The 17,400-nt window shown below is 69.7% G+C and carries 11 protein-coding genes; 4 read left to right on the top strand and 7 right to left on the bottom strand.

The annotated features are described in order from the left end of the window. Positions 1 to 13: 13 nt before the first annotated feature. The 6 genes from BWI15_RS38370 to BWI15_RS13980 all read right to left on the bottom strand — a co-directional run bounded on the left by BWI15_RS38370 (position 14) and on the right by BWI15_RS13980 (position 5,774). Positions 14 to 1,336 (bottom strand): hypothetical protein, encoded by a 1,323-nt coding sequence (locus BWI15_RS38370; protein WP_237771267.1) that lies wholly within the window; start codon positions 1,334 to 1,336, stop codon positions 14 to 16. Between the two features lie 9 nt (positions 1,337 to 1,345). Continuing rightward, positions 1,346 to 1,606 (bottom strand): hypothetical protein, encoded by a 261-nt coding sequence (locus BWI15_RS13960; protein ID WP_012922179.1) that lies wholly within the window; start codon positions 1,604 to 1,606, stop codon positions 1,346 to 1,348. 16 nt (positions 1,607 to 1,622) lie between these two features. Next, on the bottom strand, positions 1,623 to 2,303 hold the full coding sequence (locus tag BWI15_RS13965) for a hypothetical protein (protein ID WP_077014717.1): 681 nt from the start codon (positions 2,301 to 2,303) through the stop codon (positions 1,623 to 1,625). After that, positions 2,300 to 5,050 (bottom strand): FtsK/SpoIIIE domain-containing protein, encoded by a 2,751-nt coding sequence (locus BWI15_RS13970; RefSeq protein ID WP_237771268.1) that lies wholly within the window; start codon positions 5,048 to 5,050, stop codon positions 2,300 to 2,302. Before BWI15_RS13970 ends, BWI15_RS13965 begins: the two co-directional genes overlap by 4 nt. A gap of 123 nt (positions 5,051 to 5,173) precedes the next feature. Next, positions 5,174 to 5,569: a VOC family protein gene (locus tag BWI15_RS13975; RefSeq protein ID WP_077014719.1), complete on the bottom strand. Its 396-nt coding sequence runs from the start codon at positions 5,567 to 5,569 to the stop codon at positions 5,174 to 5,176. A 7-nt stretch (positions 5,570 to 5,576) separates the two neighbouring features. Beyond that, the gene (locus BWI15_RS13980; RefSeq protein ID WP_077014720.1) at positions 5,577 to 5,774 is read right to left on the bottom strand and encodes a hypothetical protein; all 198 of its coding nucleotides are present in this window, start codon (positions 5,772 to 5,774) and stop codon (positions 5,577 to 5,579) included. A gap of 222 nt (positions 5,775 to 5,996) precedes the next feature. Here BWI15_RS13980 and BWI15_RS13985 point away from each other — a divergent pair, with 222 nt between their 5' ends. The 4 genes from BWI15_RS13985 (at position 5,997) to BWI15_RS14005 (ending at position 15,739) form a co-directional block, all read left to right on the top strand. Next, positions 5,997 to 9,092, top strand: coding sequence for a PD-(D/E)XK nuclease family protein (locus BWI15_RS13985; RefSeq protein WP_077014721.1), 3,096 nt, complete (start codon positions 5,997 to 5,999; stop codon positions 9,090 to 9,092). Further along, positions 9,085 to 12,750: a UvrD-helicase domain-containing protein gene (locus BWI15_RS13990; RefSeq protein ID WP_077014722.1), complete on the top strand. Its 3,666-nt coding sequence runs from the start codon at positions 9,085 to 9,087 to the stop codon at positions 12,748 to 12,750. Before BWI15_RS13985 ends, BWI15_RS13990 begins: the two co-directional genes overlap by 8 nt. A gap of 795 nt (positions 12,751 to 13,545) precedes the next feature. Continuing rightward, positions 13,546 to 14,175 (top strand): LysE family transporter, encoded by a 630-nt coding sequence (locus BWI15_RS13995; RefSeq protein WP_077014723.1) that lies wholly within the window; start codon positions 13,546 to 13,548, stop codon positions 14,173 to 14,175. A 937-nt stretch (positions 14,176 to 15,112) separates the two neighbouring features. Next, positions 15,113 to 15,739, top strand: a complete 627-nt coding sequence (locus BWI15_RS14005) for a DUF6308 family protein (protein ID WP_077014725.1) — start codon at positions 15,113 to 15,115, stop codon at positions 15,737 to 15,739. 45 nt (positions 15,740 to 15,784) lie between these two features. Here BWI15_RS14005 and BWI15_RS14010 read toward each other — a convergent pair whose 3' ends face one another. Continuing rightward, positions 15,785 to 17,335, bottom strand: coding sequence for an LLM class flavin-dependent oxidoreductase (locus tag BWI15_RS14010; protein WP_077014726.1), 1,551 nt, complete (start codon positions 17,333 to 17,335; stop codon positions 15,785 to 15,787). Between the last annotated feature and the right edge of the window lie 65 nt (positions 17,336 to 17,400).

Below are 17,400 nucleotides of genomic sequence, written 5' to 3' on the forward strand. Positions count from 1 at the left end.
TCCTTGGCGAGCGTCACGAGCCGGGACCGGCGCCTTGATCTCGACTCTCGTGAGGCTTCAGCACACCGTCCGGGCCGTCCACCCTAGGCTCGAGATCGTCTTCCAATGCCCGCGGCTCGAACTCCGGGTCCTCCACCTCCACGTCGATCGCCGGTACGTCGACCGCATCCGGCGGCTCGGTCGCCTCGAAGTCAGGCAGCTCGACCTCGATCTCAGGTACGTCCACCACCTCCGGCGGCTCGGACGGATCGGACTCGTCCAGCTCAACATCGACTGCCGGTACATCGATCGCTTCCGGGGGCTCGGTCGGCTCATAGTCCGGCAGTTCGACGTCGACCACCGGTACGGCGACCTCCGGCTCATCCGGCCCTTCGGCGTACTCGAAGTTCGCCGTGACCCGGTCGACCTCGATCACCAGCTCGACGCGCTCCCACCGCTGCTCCCCCGCCGCGACCATCGCCTCCAGCAGCTCACGCGCCGCATCACCCAGGTCGACCGCGATCTCGTACGCCGGCTCGTCGTCCTCCCGGCGTTCCTCGTCGTCCTCGTCCTCCGCAGCCTTCGCCGCCGCCCGCAATTCGCCCTTCGGGTCGACGACGATCTCGACCTCGAGCTGCTTCTCCGGCTCGTCGTCCCGGCGTTCCTCCTCGTCCTCGTCCTCCGCAGCCTTCGCCGCCGCCCGCAATTCGCCCTTCGGGTCGACGACGATCTCGACCTCGAGCTGCTTCTCCGGCTCGTCGTCCCGGCGTTCCTCGTCGTCCTCGTCCTCCGCAGCCTTCGCCGCCGCCCGCAGCTCGCCCTTCGGGTCGACCACGATCTCGACCTCGAGCTCCTCCTCCGGCTGCTCCTTCTCGCGCTCCTCGGCGTCCTTGTCCTGCTGCTTGCGCAGCTGCTCGAACGCCTTCCGCGCGACCTTGATCAGCGGCGGCTCCGGCGCCTCCGGATCCTCGACCGGCTTGAACCGCGCCGTCAGCTTCTTCGTCCGCCCCCGCTCATCCCGCTCGGCAACGTCCCCGCCCCCACCGGTCGCCTTGTTGCGGTCCGCCGAGCCCGAGTCAGGCCGGTTCGTCGAGCGACCCTCACCCACCAGCCGCTCCGCCCAGGCCTTCGCCTTGGGCGGAGCCATCGACAGGTAGTGCGCAGCCGCCTCACAAGCCCGCGCGGCCGCGTCCAGCTGCTGAGCCGCGACCGTCGCCTGGCCGTGTGACGCCGCGATCGCCAGCGCCGCGTTCTCCCGGCACCGGTCCGCCGTCCGCTGCAGGTGCACGACGACCTGCGGCACCTCGTCGAGGCACTCCACCAGGCCCCGCGCAACCCGCTGCAGGTCAGACGGCACGCCGAAGGCCTAGATCTGGTCCGCGTAGCTCTTGCAGCCGGCCGACGCGATCTCCAGCGCCTCGGCGGCCTGTTCGACCGCCTTGCCGGCCGCGTCCAGGATCTCCGAGATATCCCGGTCCACCCCGGTCGCCGTACCGGCGATCAGACTCTCCACCTGCGCACTGTGCTGCGTGAACCGCAGCTTGAACCCCGCCAGTCCACCCGCTGCCTGCTTGGCCTCGGCCGAAACCTGGTGCAACTGTTCCTTGAGCCGCTGTACGTCCGACACTTCGACTGCCTCTTCCCTAGGAGTTGCGCTTCTTCGGCAGCACGATCGCCGTCCCCGCCACCACCACCGGTACGCCGATCGCCAGCCACCACGGGAGCCCGGCCGCCATCAGGACGACGACCAGCCCCGCTCCACCCCAGCCCCACCAGCGTGCTCCGGGGAGCCGGGGCAGGCCCAGCACCCGCGACGCGGCGAGCATCGTCACCGCCGCCAGCGCGGCCGCCTCGACGCCCGCGAGGAACGACCGGGTCACCACCCAGACGACGACGAACCCGACCACCATCAGGGCGGCGCTGATCGTACGGCGCTTGCGCCGCTCCTGCTCGGCCCGGGTCGCCGCCCGGACCTCCTCCAGCTTGTCGACGGTCTCGGCCAGCTGCTTGGTGAGCCGTGCGGCGACCACCTCGATGTCGGCGATGCCCCTGATCTCCGGCAGCGGCACGTTCGCCCGCTTGCCGTCCGGCGGCAGCCCGGCTCGCTGCAGGCTGACTGCTGCCTTCTCGGCGAGCCCGTTGAGCCGCGTCTCCAGCTTGCGCCCGCGCTCGGCCATCGCGTCGGCCTCGGCGGCAGCGGTTGCCTCTGCCTGCGTCTTGGCCGCCGTACGCCGGTCCTGCTCCTGCTGCGCGTCCGCACGGGCCCCGGCGACCTGCCGCAGCGCCCGCACGTAGGCAGTCCACTCCTCTTCTTCGGTCTTCATCGCCGCACCAGCTCCAGGTACCGCTCGACCTCGTCAACACGCAGCGGAGCGAACGGCACAACCACCTGTGCCTCCGGGTGCAGCCCGTCCCACAGCAGCCCGCGGTGCGGCTCCGACGCCCATCGCACCAGCGGACCCGCCACCGCGCGTACGCCGTCCTGCGGGTGCCGCAGGAACAGGTGGGTCGCCACGTTGGACCGCCCGTAGCCCAGCTGCTCGGTGCAGACGTGCAGCCGGTTCCACCAGCCGAACGTGATCAGTCCCTGCGTCGGCCCGTCGCGCACGATCTCCTGCAGCGCGTTCGCCGGGCTCTCATACAGCCCTTCGGGGTGCACCTGCATCTTCGGCACACCGTGGAAGCCGAAGCCCAGCAGGTACGTCGTACCGCCGACCCGTCCCTCCTTCACCATGTCCCGCAGCGAGAACAGCCGAGGCGCGACGTCCGCGTGCTTGTCGACCGTCTCCACCTCGCAGCCCAGCAACCGGAGCGTCTGGATCAGCGCGTCCTTGCCCTCAGCAACCGCCGGAGCGGAGTCCGTCCCGTCCAGGAAGACGAAGCGCGGCGGTACGGCCGCAGCAGCCGCCGCCGACACCGCCAGCCCGGTCAGCACGCCCAGCGCGTCAGCAGGCCCGTCCCCCAGCACCAGTACGCCGGCACCCGGCTCCGGCCGCACCTCGATGGCCACGGGCTCCTCGGTCACCGCGATCGGCAGACCGGTCCACGGACGGCCGAGCTCCGCCTTCACCGCGGCCGCCGTGTCGGTCAGCCGCGCCGGCTCGGCCAGGTGGAAGACCCGCGGCGCCCTCGTCGTACCGGATCGTTGCCACAGCTCGTGCCGCAGGTCGTCCAGCACCGGCTTGTCGGCGAAGCTCACCAGCACGTGCTGGTTGTCGTCCGGCGAACCGAAGTTCGCGTTGAGCACCGCCTCACCGCGGAACTGCAGCTCCGCGGCCGCCGTGTTCCCGGTCCGCAGGATGGCCTGGGAGTCGGCCGGAGTGGTCTTCAGCGCGATCCGGTACGGCACCTGGCCGAAGATCGAGTCGCGCCGGGTCGACAGCCGCTTGACCCCTTCGATCGTTTGCGTGGCCAGTACGACGTGCACGCCGTACGCACGGCCGAGCCGCACCAGCCGCTCCAGCAGCCGCGCGGCCTCGTCGGCCAGCTCGTCGTCGTCTTCCAGCAGCACCTGGAACTCGTCCAGCACCGCCAGGATCCGCGGCGGCCGATCCGGTCCGGGAGCCAGTTCGGCGATGTCCGCGACGTTCCCGTGCGCCTTGAAGATCTCGCTGCGCCGGGCCAGCTCGTCGGACAGGTGCCGCAGTACGGCGAGGCCGAACGCCCGGTCGCTGTGGATGCCGAGGACCCGTACGTGTGGCAGCCAGTGCTCGCGCTCAGCGGCCGGTCCGAGCGCCGAAAATTCCACGCCGTGCTTGAAGTCGAGCAGGTACATCTCCAGGTCGTCCGGCGAGTGCCGGGCCGCCAAACCGTGGATCATCACCAGCAGCAGGTTCGACTTGCCCTGACCGACCGCGCCGCCGACCAGGACGTGCGGCAGTGCCGGGTTGCCGCTGCGTAGCCGGATCAGCGCGGGCGTGCGGTCGTCGTACCCGATGACCGTGCTCAGCTCGTCCTTGACCGGCTGCCACCAGGTGGAGCGGTCCGGCAGTGTCCGCTCGAAGTCGATGGTCGGCAGTACCGCGATCTCGGCGAGTTCGGCCACCACGTCACAGATGCCGGTGGCAACGTTCGCCTCGAACGGCGGGTCGAGCAAGGCAGGCACGTTGGGAAGCTGGGACACCTCGACCTTGCCGTTGGCGATCGCGACCGGCGTCAGCAGGTCTAGCAGTTGCCGCGGGTCGACATCGGACTCCGCCGCCATCGCCGGATCGTGGTGGACCAGGAAGCAGATTCCCCGCTCACCGCCGGTCGCGGCGAGCCGGACCAGGTCGCGCTGGGCGAGCGTGTCGATGCCGGCCGGATAGTCGAACAGCACGATCAGCCGGTACGGGTCGGTGACGCGACCGGTCTCGCGGATCAACTCCTCGAACCGCTTGTGGCCCAGCTGCGCCTGCCTGCTGGCGCGTAGCGAGGACACGTCGACCAGGCTGGACAGCACCGAGTGCAACTGCTCCGCGGTGTGTGTTGCCCTCGGCACCAATTGCGGGTACTTCGTGGTCAGGTGGCCGAGCAGACCCATCATCCCGGTCAGCCGCGGGTCGAACGAGTCGATCCGCAACCGGAACGGCTCCGACGCCGCGATCAGCCGCAACGCCGTGCTCTGCAGCAGTTGGCGCGCGGCCTCGGGGCGGTCCGAGGTGACCCGCCATCCGTTCGTCCGCAGCAGCGGCGCAATCACCGGCGTGCCGGCTTCGAGCTCGCCCACGCGCACGTACGACGGGATGCCGGCGCCGACGAGCTGGCGGGAGCGCCAGCGCGCGTCGTTCGGGGGGATGGAGGCGAGTCCGCGCGCGAGCCGATCGGCCAGCTGTCGTGCGGCCGGTTCCGCGGTGGCGAGCGCTTCGGCGGTCGCTGCCTCGACCAGACCCCTGGACTCGCGCCGCGCGATCGCCGTTTGCTCCTGTAGCTGACGGTGCAGCTGAACGGCCCGCTGGTGTTCGCCGCGGGTGAGCTGGCGGGCGTTGTCGAGCAGTTGAGCCAGTGCGTGTTGCAGGCCGCGAATGCGGGCTTCCAGGACCTCCGGAGAAACCGGTCCGGGCATCGTTCCCCCGTCAGGCGCCTCCGTCACGAGCACCGTCCTTCCACCTTCGCCCCGCGACCTTCACTGCCGCGGACAACCATGTCACACCAACAGTCTCCTGTGTCACTCCAGGCATCACCAGTCTCACCAGCCGACACCTCCGTGGGCCGCCTAGAGCGGCGCGACGATCTCGAGCTCGTAGCCGTCGTCGTTGTGCAGGAAGGCGGCGTAATGCCGCGGCCCACCGGCGTACGGATGACGGTCGGCGAACATCAGCGTCCACCCCTGGCCGGGGGCCTCGGCAACGATCGCGTCGACCTCGGCCCGGCTGCCGGCGTTCAGCGCGAGATGGTTCATGCCCGGCCGCAGCCGGTCGTGCTCGGTGGCGGTCAGCGCGGGGCTCTGCTCGACCACCAGGTAGCTGCCGTCCGGGCTGGTCCAGATCTGCCCGCCGGGCCAGCTGTCGCCGTCCTTCCAGCCCAGCCGGCCGAGGATCCAGCCCCAGCTCCGGACAGCGCGGGACAGGTCCGGGACCCAGATCTCGACGTGGTGCAGCGCGGCGGCCATCGGAGCATTATCTGTGCTCGTCGAGACGGTTGAACACCGCCACCGAAACCGTCCCGGACACGACCAGCCAGACCAGCGCAACGAGTAGCCACGGCCACCACTCCTGACCGGCGGCGGCCTCCGCCACCGCCTTGCCGAACAGGCCGCCGGACGGGGCGAAGACCAGCACCAGCAGTGCGCGGGCGACGGTGGTCTCCTTGGTCATACTTCATTGTCGGAGCCGATCGCGCGGCGCGCAGCGACACGGCGTGCCTTCCCCTTTCTGCACGGTGGTTTTGCGCCGTTCAGGCGGTGAGTGCCGACCGGGTTCCCGAAGAGTTCCTGCTGAAGTCCTGCTCAGGTCGTTGGGCGGCCGTCGTGGGCGAGAAATTATGTCTGTGGCAGGGTTTAGCGTCTTTCCTGACAGCGAAACAGGATCGGGGGCACAGTGAGCGGGACCCGGATCGAGACCACGGCGTACGGCGCGGCGGCGCTGGAGCGGCTGGCCGACGTCGTCGCGCGGCTGAAGGCCGACGACCCGATGAAGCCCGTCACGCTGCTGCTGCCGGACAACCTGACCGGTGTGGTGGCCCGCCGTTTTCTTGCCTCCACAGGCATCGCCGCGTTGTATCTGGCGACGCTGTCCCGTCTCGCCGAGCAACTGGCGGCCGGGCTGCTGGCGCCGCGACGGCCGGCCACCCGGCCCATCGTCGCGGCGACCTGGCGGACCGCGCTGTCCAAGGCGCCCGGCGTGTTCGAGGAGGTCGCCGATCATCCGTCGACCATCCAAGCGCTTGCTGCAGCGCATCGGGAGCTGCGTGACCTGAGCGATCCCGCGCTGGAGAAGGTGTCGGCCGCTTCGGGGCTCGGCCCTTCGCTGGTCCACCTGCACCGCATGGTCTGCGACCAGCTCAGCGAGCAGTGGTACGACGAGACCGACCTGCTGCGCGCCGCGGCGGCCCGGGCCGAGACCGAGCCGTCCGTCGTTGCCGAGCTTGGGTCTTTGGTGCTCTACCTCCCGCAGGAGCTGAGCCAGGCGGAGGCGTCGTTCGTCGCCTCGCTCGGGATCGCGGCCGCCGATCTGACCGTCGTCGTCGGACTGACCGACGTCCGGCGCGCCGACCGGGCGGTCCGGCGGTCGCTGGAGCGGATCGGGATCGACCTGCCGCCGTCGATCTCGAAGAACTACCCGGTCGCGACCGAGGTGCTGAACGCGTCGGACGCCGACGACGAGGTTCGCTGCGTCGTCAGGGATCTCGTGACGGTGCTGGAGAAGACGCCCGCACATCGGGTCGCGGTGCTGTACTCGGCAGCCTCGCCGTACGCGCGACTCCTGCACGAGCACCTCACGGCCGCCAAGATCACGGTGAACGGGCCCGGCACGCGTCCGGTGCACGAGCGAGCGCTGGCGCGGACGCTGCTGGAGGTGCTCGCGCTGGTCGACGACGACCTGCCCCGAGCCGATCTGTTCCGCGCCCTGGCGAACGCGCCGACCCGTGACTTCACCGGCGAGCGGATCCCCGTACCGCAATGGGAGCGGCTGTCCCGCGCGGCCGGCGTCGTCCGCGGCGACGACTGGGCGGTCCGCCTCGGCCAGTACGCGGAAAACGAGCGCCGCACCGCCGATCAGGAGCAGCTCGCGGACGACCCGAGGCCCGCTGTGGTCCGCCGCGCGCAGTACAACGCGTCCCACGCCCAGCGCATGCACCTGTTCGTCGGCGAGCTGCGGCGCCGGCTGCGTGCGGCCGCGGTGATGGAGAGTTGGTCGCAGCTGTCCGAGGTGGTGCTCCGGCTGTTCCACGATCTGCTCGGCGACTACACGTCCTTGCCGGCCGAGGAGCAGTACGCCGCCGTTGCGGTCGAGGGGTCTCTCCGCGGCCTGTCGACGCTGGACGAGTTGGGCACACCGGCGAGCTTGAGCATCCTGCGCGACGTACTCGACCTGGAGCTGCAGCAATCGCTCCCCCGGGTCGGCACGTTCGGCACCGGCGTACTGGTGGCTCCGCTGTCCGCGGCGATCGGCCTGGCGGTCGACGTGGTCTACGTGGTCGGACTCGCCGAAGACATCTATCCGGGCCGCCTGCACGAGGACGCGTTGCTGCCGCACCGGGTCCGCGAAGCGGCGGCGCCCGAGCTGGCGTCGGCGCGCGACCGGCTCGACGAGAAGCAGCGACACCTGCTCGCCGCGTTCTCGGCCGGATCGTCGCGGGTGGTCGCGTCGTTCCCGCGCGGCGATCTGCGCCGATCGAGCCGCCGTCTGCCGACGCGCTGGCTGCTCGGGACCTTGCGAGAGCTGAGCGGCGACCACGCCCTGGCGGCCACCTTGTGGGACCAGACGTCGTACGGCGACCGCCTGCTGACCTCGGCGTCGTACGCGGGGTCGTTGACCACGGCAAGGATGCCGGCCACCGAGCAGGACTGGCGGGTCCGCGCCGCGACGGCGGGGCTGGCGCTGTCCGACGGTGTCGTGGACCGCGCCCGGTTGTTGCTCCGGGCCCGTAGCAGTGACGAGTTCACCCGGTTCGACGGCAACCTGTCCGGTGTCGCCGGTCTGCCGGACTTCGCGCGCGAGGAGCGGATCGCGTCGCCGACGTCACTGGAGTCCTACGCGTCGTGCCCGCACACGTACTTCGTCGAGCGGCTGCTGCAGGTCCAGCCGTTGGAGGCCCCGGAGGATCTGCTGGTGATCTCGCCGGCCCAGATCGGAAATATCATCCACAACAGCTTGGACGCGTTCGTCAGCCGGCTCGCCGGTTCTCTGCCCGGGTACGGCGAGCCTTGGACGGCCGAGCAGCGGTCGCTGCTGCTGGCGATCGGCGCCGACCTGGCCGACCGGTTCGAGGCTGAAGGTCTGACCGGCCATCCGCGGTTGTGGCAGCGCGAGCGACTCCGGATCCTGGGCGACCTGCTCAACCTGCTCGACGACGACGATCACTGGCGCGCTGAGCACGACGCGTCGGTGGTGGCCAGCGAGCTGCGCTTCGGCTCGGACGGCGAGCCGCCGGTGGAGATCCCGGTGCCGTCCGGCCGCGTGCTGCTGCGCGGCTCGGCCGACAAGGTCGACCTCGGCAAGGACGGCACGATCTACGTCACCGACGTGAAGACCGGCAGCTTCTCCCGGTACGAGGCGATCGAGACCGATCCGGTCGCGGCCGGGACGAAGCTGCAACTCCCGGTCTACGCCTACGCCGCACGGGCGCGGCTCGGTGACGAGTCGACGCCGGTCGAGGCGGCGTACTGGTTCGTTCGAAGGGGTGGCCGGCGGATTCCCGTGCCGCTCACCCCGGAGGTCGCCGAGCGGTACGTGCACGCGCTCGATGTGATCGTCTCGTCGATCGCGGCCGGATACTTTCCACCGAAAGCGCCCGACGTACCGGACTTCCTCTGGGTGCAGTGCCAGTACTGCAACCCCGACGGGATCGGCCACAGCGAAGTCCGGGCGCGCTACGAGCGCAAGCGGTTCGACCCGCTGCTGGAGCGGTTGGTCCGGTTGATCGATCCGAGCGCCCTGCCCGCGTTCGAGGAGGTGGCACTGGATGACTGAGCTGCTCGACGCGGAAGCCAGGGACCAGATCCGGAACGACACCGAGACGACCTTGTTCGTCGAGGCCGGCGCGGGCTCCGGCAAGACGCACGCGCTGGTCGACCGGGTGACGACGTTGGTGCTGCGCGACGGCGTACCGCTGCGCACGATCGCCGCCGTGACCTTCACCGAGAAGGCCGGCGCGGAGCTGCGCGACCGGCTGCGCGTCGAGTTCGAAAAGGCCCGCAAGGGACCGGACCGCGAGCGCGCCGACGAGGCCCTGGACGATCTCGACTCCGCCTCCATCGGCACGCTGCACTCGTTCGCCCAGCAGATCCTGCTCGCGCACCCGATCGAGGCCGGCCTGCCGCCGTTGATCGACGTCCTCGACGAGGTCGGTTCGTCGGTCGCCTTCGAGGAACGCTGGTCCGAGCTGCAGCAGCAGTTGCTGGACGACGATTCCATCGCCGAGCCGTTGCTGCTGGCGATGGCCGTCGGCGTCGAGCTGAAGCATCTCCGCTCGCTGGCCCGCCTGTTCGGCAACGACTGGGACCTGATCGGCGAACGCGTCCTGGTCGACCCGCCCGAGCTCGTCGCGATGCCCGACCTCAGCGGCCTGATCGCCGCCGCGGCCAAGATCGGCGCCTCCGCCGCTGACTGCCGCGCCGAGGACGATCGCCTGCTGCCGAAGATCGAGCGAATCCGCGACCTCGGCGTGATGCTGGCCGCCGCGACCGACGCCGAGACCCAGCTCGCCGTCCTGCACGCCCTGCGCACCCTGAAGGTCGGCAAGATCGGCCGCAAGGAGAACTGGCCCGACATCACCCGCAGCCGCACCGACTGCGCCGAGGTCATCGAGGTGGCCGGCTCCCTCGTCGAGCTGCTCCTAGATGCTTGCCTCAGGCACCTTTCCCACTGGATCGCCGAACGCGTGCTCGAGTCCGCCGAACGCCGCCGCACCGAAGGCCGCCTCGAGTTCCACGACCTGCTCGTCCTCGCTCGCAATCTCCTGCGCCGAGACCCCGCCGTCCGCTCCGCGCTCCAGGACCGCTACCAACGCCTTCTCTTGGACGAGTTCCAGGACACCGACCCGATCCAGATCGAACTGGCCGTCCGCATCGCCGCCGGCGCGGCAGGCGACGCCGACGACTGGCGCGACATCGAGATCCCCGACGGCTCCCTGTTCGTCGTCGGTGACCCCAAACAGTCCATCTACCGCTTCCGCCGAGCCAACATCGCCACCTACCTGACCGCCCAGTCCCTACTCGGCGAAACCGTCACCCTCACCACCAACTTCCGCACCGTCCCCCCAGTCCTCGACTGGATCAACACCGTCTTCACCACCCTCATCACCCCCGCCCCCGACGCCCAACCCACCTACCACCCCCTGACCCCACACCGCCCTTCCCCCGCCACCGCGCCCACCCCGGCCACCCCGGCCACCGACCAGTCCACACCAACCAACCTCCCCACCTCTTCTACTTCCTCTTCGGCCGCAGCGACCTCAACCCCAGCCGACCTCACCGGCCGCATCGGCACCCCGGCAACCGGCGACCAACTCTCCCTCTTCGACGACTCCGACCCCGCCGAAGACCCACCAACGGACGACCCCGACGACCAACCCCTCGCCACCGTCACGTCAATCCGCCGCCACCTCACCGTCGTCCCACACACCCCCGACGACGACACCACCAACACCGAATTCACCGCAGCCACAGCCATCCCCGGCTGGTCCCCCAAGGACAACCCCGCCACCCCACCAACAGTCGCCAGCACCCCCACCGTGGGCACCGCCGACACCCCAACCACGGCAACCGAAACCCCCGGCGGTCCCGCCGTCACCATCCTCGGCGCCGAACCCCACGAAGACCTCCCCCGCGCCCAAGCCTCCTTCCTCCGCGAACGCGAAGCCGCCGACGTCGCCACCGTCATCACCCGAGCCCTCACCGAGCAGTGGACCGTCTACGACGAGAAGACCGCCACCTGGCGTCCAGCTGGCGCCGGCGACATCGCCATCCTCGTCCCGGCCCGCACCTCGCTGCCGTTCCTCGAAGACGCCCTCGACCGCGCCGACATCCCATACCGCGCCGAAGCCAGTTCCCTCGTCTACCAAACCTCCGAGGTCCGCGACCTGCTCGCCTGCGCCCGCGCACTCGGCGACCCCAGCGACCAACTGGCGCTGGTCACGGCCCTCCGGTCTCCCCTGTTCGGCTGCGGCGACGACGACCTCTTCACCTGGAAACACTCCGGCGGCTCGTTCACCCTCACCGCCCCCGTCCCCGACAACCTGCTGACGCACCCCGTCGGCGAGGCAATGGAGTGGCTCCGCAAGACCTACTACGCCTCCCGCTGGCTCACCCCTAGCGAAGTCCTCGCCACCATCGTCGCCGACCGCCGAATCCTCGAAGTCGCCGCGACCGGCCCCCGAGCCCGCGACACCTGGCGCCGCATCCGCTTCGTCGTCGACCAGGCCCGCGCCTGGTCCGAAGTCGAACACGGCGGCCTCCGCGCCTACCTTGCCTGGGCCGCCCACCAAGGCGAAGAGACCTCCCGCGTGGCCGAAGCCGTCCTCCCCGAAACCGACGCGGACGCCGTCCGAGTGATGACCATCCACGCCGCCAAGGGCCTCGAGTTCCCGATCGTCATCCTCTCCGGCATGACCGCCTCACCGAACCGTCAACGCGGCGTCCAGGTCCTCTGGCCCCCGGACGGCGGCTACGCCGTGAAGCTCAAGTCCTCGATCCAGACCGAGGACTTCGACCTGGTCCAACCAGTCGACGAACAGATGGACGACTACGAACGCCGCCGCCTCCTCTATGTGGCGGCCACCCGAGCCCGCGACCACCTCGTCGTCTCGCTCCACCGCTCCGGCACCCGCAGGCACTCCAGCAACGCCGAACTCTTCACGTCGGCCAACGCCCTGGACGTCCCCCACATCCACCGCCTCCCCCGCGCCGATCAGGAACCCCAACCGGCAACCATCGAGACCCCCACGCCAACCTCACCAACAACCTCCACGACTTCCCCTCGCAACATCGCGCCACCTATCAACCGCGCCGAGTGGGAAGCCCGCATCGCCGAGTCCCGCGCCGCCAGCCGCCGCCGTTCCAGCCACAGCCCCTCCGGCCTGGAAGGCACCGGCCCCGACGTAGCCCTCCACGAAGCCGATCCCGGTACGGCCAAAGCAGCCCGCGACATCGACCTCCCGCCTTGGTCCAAGGGCCGCTACGGCACCGCCATCGGCCGAGCCGTACACGGCGTTCTCCAGGTCATCGACCTCACCACCGCCGCCGGCCTCGAAGCAGCCGTCCAGTCCCAGTGCGTCGCCGAAGGCGTAGCCGAGTACGCCGACGTCGTCCAGGCCCTGGTCCGCTCAGCCCTCTCCTCGGAGATCGTCCAGCGGGCTGCGACCCGCGACCACTGGCGAGAGTCGTTCGTCGGCATCCCCCAACCAGACGGCACGGTCCTCGAAGGCTTCATCGACCTCCTCTACCGAGAAGACGACGGCACGCTGATGATCGTCGACTACAAAACCGACGCCATCCCCGCCGCAGCCCTGGACTCCCGCATAGCCCACTACACACCCCAACTCCAGGCCTACACCACCATGCTCCCGGCCGAGGCCAAGGCGACCCTCCTGTTCCTCTCCCCCACCAAGGCCCACGCCCACCAACTCTGATCCAGCCCGCCAACCCGCCCGCCCGCAGCAGAACGGATGTAGGCGTTGCGCCCGTACCGCTCGGCGGCTGGCGCACCTTGGCCGCCATCGCGTCCCGGGTCGGGACTTCGCCGCCGAACGCGTTGAACCGCTGCAGCGCCGCCGTGGCTTCGGCGCCGTCCGCGGAGCCGGCGAGCATCGGCGGTCCGCGCGGCCCGGCGCTCTGCAGCCGCACCCGCCCGCGCCGCCGCACCCGCACCCGCACCCGCACCCGCGAACGATCCCACTTGCTCACCACACTGCCCATTACGACGCGCTGCGGAACGCCCCAGCCACTGATCCGCGTCAGCGGGGTTGTAGGCCCTGCGCGTCTTGATGTCCGAGGTCCCCCGGCGTCGTGATGTCCGAGGTTTCCGGTGGTCTTAATGCCGACGACAGCGGCTCGTGCAGCGTTGCCAGCGACGATCAAGGCCTCGCTGGATCGCGCCGAGAGCGTCCTCGGGAGTGCGTAGCTGTCTCACCTCGGCCATCTGTTGCCAACAGCAACGACATCCGGATGCATCGACACACCGGCTTCGGCGAGCCACCCTCCAAGCGATCCCCAGATCGAAGCGGCCGAGTCTCACGCACGGCCAGACACGCCACCCGCACCGCGGCGGTCCGGTCCACAGGTAATTCACTTGAATCCGCCGCGCAGCAGTCCGACGATCAACCCATGACCACGACCACCGCCACCATGCTCCTGACCTCCACCGATGTCCCGGTGGCGGCCAAGCAGCAGACCGGCCGACCGTCGGGAGCGATCACCTCCCGCACGTGATCACCGCGCTCGTCGCGGGCCTGGTCGCCGGCTACGGCATCGCCATTCCGGTAGGCGCCATCGGCACCTACCTGGTAGCCCTCACCGCCCGCACGACCCTGAAGGTCGGCGCCGCAGCAGCCCTGGGCGTAGCCACAGCAGACGGCCTCTACGCCCTCATCGCCACCCTCGGTGGCTCAGCCATCGCCCCAGCCCTAGCGCCCATCACCACGCCCCTGAAATGGATCTCAGTAGCGGTCCTCCTGGCGCTAGCCGCCCGCGGTGCCGCCACAGCCATCACCCACCACCGCCGCCTCCACTCCACTAAGCCCATCCCTCCCCCACCCACGCCAACCCGGGCCTACTTCACCCTGCTCGGCATGACCCTCCTCAACCCCACCACGATCATCTACTTCACCGCCCTCGTCCTGGGCACCCAGGACGCCACCACCCCCAGCTATGCAGAACAAGCCATCTTCATCACAGCAGCCTTCCTCGCCTCAGCGTCTTGGCAACTCGCCCTGTCCACCGGCGGCGCCCTACTGGGCCGCCTCCTAACCAGCCCCCGCGCCCGCCTACTCACCGCCCTGACCTCCAGCGCGATCATCACCGTCCTGGCGCTCCGCATCCTGACAACAACCGCCTGACTGACGGCGAGCCGAGGTGGTCACCACCGGTGGCCGCCTCGGCCTCAGCCCAACGATGGAAGGGCCAACTCGGCTCGCGCCATGCCGGCTCCTTTGGGGCGAGCGACACGGCCGTGGCGGTCACAGCCACAACGAACGGCCACTCGCGCTCCTCCGCCGCCGGCCGCGACCTCGGAACACACCCGACCTACGGCGGTTGTTCGACGTGACCGACAGATCAGCCCCGGACGCCGCGACAGCGCCCACCGCAGCCCGCTGCCCCCCTCGCCCGTCGGCTCTCAGGCACTTGGTTGTACTTCGCGATGCCCGGCCACCGATGACCGCAACCTCGAGAGGTTCGAGTGAATGCACCACTTGCGCGTCCGACACGACGCTAGGCGCGTGTTCTGCCGGCCGAACGCAGGTCGCACCTTGAGCTGCGGCTCAGCCTCATTCCTGCATCACACTCTTGTCGAACCACGGCCGCCCCTTCGCCTCCCACTCAGCCCGGTACTGATAGAAGGACACCGGAGGAGCGGTTCCCGGATCATCGTCGTTCCCGAACTCGAATCCGCAGCGTGGGCAGACTTCGTACGACGGCTGGCCCAGGTAGTCCCGATACGGCGGCCGGATCGGGAGCCCTGCAGGCGGGGGCCACATCTCGTATGGCTGCACGGTCAGGAAGCTCGTACAACACACCGGGCACTTGTCCATCACGGTGCCTGTCTGTCGAATCGATGACGAGGTAGGGCGCCCCGTCGGCTCTCGGTTGAGTTTACGGTCGTGGCGAGTGGTTACGGGTGGCCTTGTCACCGGCTGTGGACAACTAGGCGTCACCCTGTGGGCGGAGGCGCGGCGGCTTCCCCTACGATGCACCGCATCCGGATTTGATCGGATTCCCGGTCGGATCGCTCAGTCCGGCTGGCGGGTTCGCCACCAAGAGTGTGAGGGTGTGGCTATGAACATCGGTAGTCGGAAGATCGTCGTGGACGAGGCCATCGCGCAGTTGCGGCTGTACTGCGAGTCCAACGGTGCGGTGCTGAAGTACTACGACGGGCTTCCGGGGCTGACCACTGTCGGTGGGTCGGAGCCGGACAAGGTGACGTTGGAGGACCTGGCCCGGACGATGGTGATCGGGTCGGACCTGCGGGCGCTGGACATCGTGTGGTTGCTGGAGGTCGACGCGGAGAAAGAGTTCGCGGCGATTCCGGTCGACGCGCGGCTGGAGGACGCGGCGCCGGGGACGGCGTTGTTCGACGCGGCGATGGCGCTGGACGAGAAGTTCTCCGGGCACCGCGGGTTCGGGCACTCGAAGAAGGGCAAGCTGCTGCACCTGAAGCGGCCGTATCTCTTCCCGGTCAGCGACAGCTTCATCCGGATGACCTACAGCGACGCCTCGGCGGGCGCGGAGTTCCTCGCGGCGGTGCACCGCGACCTGGTCAACCCGGCGAACGTGCGGGACTTCAAGGTGCTGCAGACCCGGCTGATCGCCGAGCCGGCGACCTCGGCGGCGAAGGTACTGGCCGAGGCGCCGACCCTGCGGCTGCTGGACATCCTCGCGTCGCTGCTGGGCGAGGCGAAGTAGCTTCAACCAGTTGCACGGGGCACGTCAGTACGGCGTACCGCGGAACTACACGACGCCCAGCCGAGCCAGCGGTTCGACGAGTTCGCGCTCCTCGTAGGACAGGTGGGACAGCAGCGTGTCGTCGAGAACGTTGACAGCCTCACGCAGGGTGTCGATCGTTCCTTCGCCCGAGACCAGTGAGACCAGTGCCTTGTCGACGCCCTCCAGGACGTCGTGGATGACCAGGTGCTCCTCCTGGAGGCGGTCGACGACCGGCGTCAGGCGGGAGTCGGCCCGGCGCAGGCGCGGGAACAGCGACGCGTCCTCGAGCGAGTGGTGCGTGGTGACGAGGCGGCAGTACGACTCGCAGTAGACGCCCAGGGTCCAGTTGTTCTGGCGCATGGTCATCGTGTTGATGTGCGAGCGGGCGGCGCCGACGTCCATGGTTCCGGCGGCGACCTGCTCGACCAGGTCGTGGATCTGCTCGAGCTCGGCACGGAGATGGTCGTGGACCTGGATGAGGTGCCCGCCGGACGCCAGCTCGTGCGGCGTGTAGGTGCGCTCGGGGTCCAGTGCGGGGCCGGTCGGGCGGGCCGACTCGTCCCAAACCTGCACGGAGCTACGGCGTTCGGCCGGCGGCGGAGTCGGTACGACGGTGAAGCCGCCCTTCCGGATCACCGCGGGACGGGACACCTCGGCCGTGGCCGGCGTCGACACGGCACTACGGTCGGCGGGAGACGTCGAGCGCGCCGCGGTGACCGCCTCTCGCACCCCCTCGGCGACGTCCGCGAAGCGGCGGATGGCGTCCGGATCGTCCGAGGCGAGGATGTAGGTGCTCATCCCCTCGGTCAACGTCAGTTCCGTGAGCTGCTCGATCCAGACCTCCTCCGGACCCTGCAGAAATCCACCACGCCCAGCGAAGTTCCCGGACAGGTTGTAAAGGCGTCGCACCGCCGACGGATCCCGACCGGCCTCGATCGCGGCCTCGTCGATGATCTTGTTCATCGCGGTCAGCTCGTCCGGCCCGGCATAGCCGCTGGACGGCAACCAGCCATCGGCCGACCGGCCCGTCAGAGCCAGCATCCGCGGCTTGTAGGCGCCCAGCCAGATCTCCACCGGGTGCGCCGGCGCCGGACCGCGCTTGGCGCCGTCCACCGAGTAGTGCTTGCCCGGCAGCCGGATCCCGCCGCCCTCCGGCTTCCACACCTCGCGGATGATCGCCAGCGCCTCCTCCAGCGCCGCGATGCTCTCCCCAGCGGTCAACTGCGGCCCACCGTTCGCCGCGATGGCCTCGCGGAAGCCACCGGCACCGAGACCGAGCTCGACCCGCCCGCCACTGATCAGGTCGAGCGAGGCGACACTGCGCGCCAGTACGACGGGATGCCGCAGCGGCAGGTTGGCCACGTTCGTCGCCACCCGCACAGACCGCGTCTGCGCGGCGATCACGCTCAGCAGAGTCCACGCGTCGGCCAGCCGCGGCTGGTACGGGTGGTCCTGCACGGTGACCAGGTCCAGCCCGACCTGCTCGGTCAGCTGGGCCAGTGCGATCACCCGGTCGACCTGCTCGATCGCCGGCGTGACAAACGTTCCGAAGACCAGCTCATGCCCGTAGTCCATCGTTCACACCTCTGTTGCCGCAGTTGTTTCGTGACACGTACTATTGACCTGACGAACAAATTACT

It is taken from the genome of Kribbella sp. ALI-6-A (genome assembly GCF_001984195.1).
GTDB lineage: Bacteria > Actinomycetota > Actinomycetes > Propionibacteriales > Kribbellaceae > Kribbella.

What these genes read in the sequence shown, in the direction of transcription:
- BWI15_RS14005 (WP_077014725.1), top strand. Translation starts at nt 15,113, where the DNA reads ATGAACATCGGTAGTCGGAAGATCGTCGTGGACGAGGCCATCGCGCAG.
- BWI15_RS13990 (WP_077014722.1), top strand. Translation starts at nt 9,085, where the DNA reads ATGACTGAGCTGCTCGACGCGGAAGCCAGGGACCAGATCCGGAACGAC.
- BWI15_RS14010 (WP_077014726.1), bottom strand. Translation starts at nt 17,335, where the DNA reads ATGGACTACGGGCATGAGCTGGTCTTCGGAACGTTTGTCACGCCGGCG.
- BWI15_RS13965 (WP_077014717.1), bottom strand. Translation starts at nt 2,303, where the DNA reads ATGAAGACCGAAGAAGAGGAGTGGACTGCCTACGTGCGGGCGCTGCGG.
- BWI15_RS13975 (WP_077014719.1), bottom strand. Translation starts at nt 5,569, where the DNA reads ATGGCCGCCGCGCTGCACCACGTCGAGATCTGGGTCCCGGACCTGTCC.
- BWI15_RS13980 (WP_077014720.1), bottom strand. Translation starts at nt 5,774, where the DNA reads ATGACCAAGGAGACCACCGTCGCCCGCGCACTGCTGGTGCTGGTCTTC.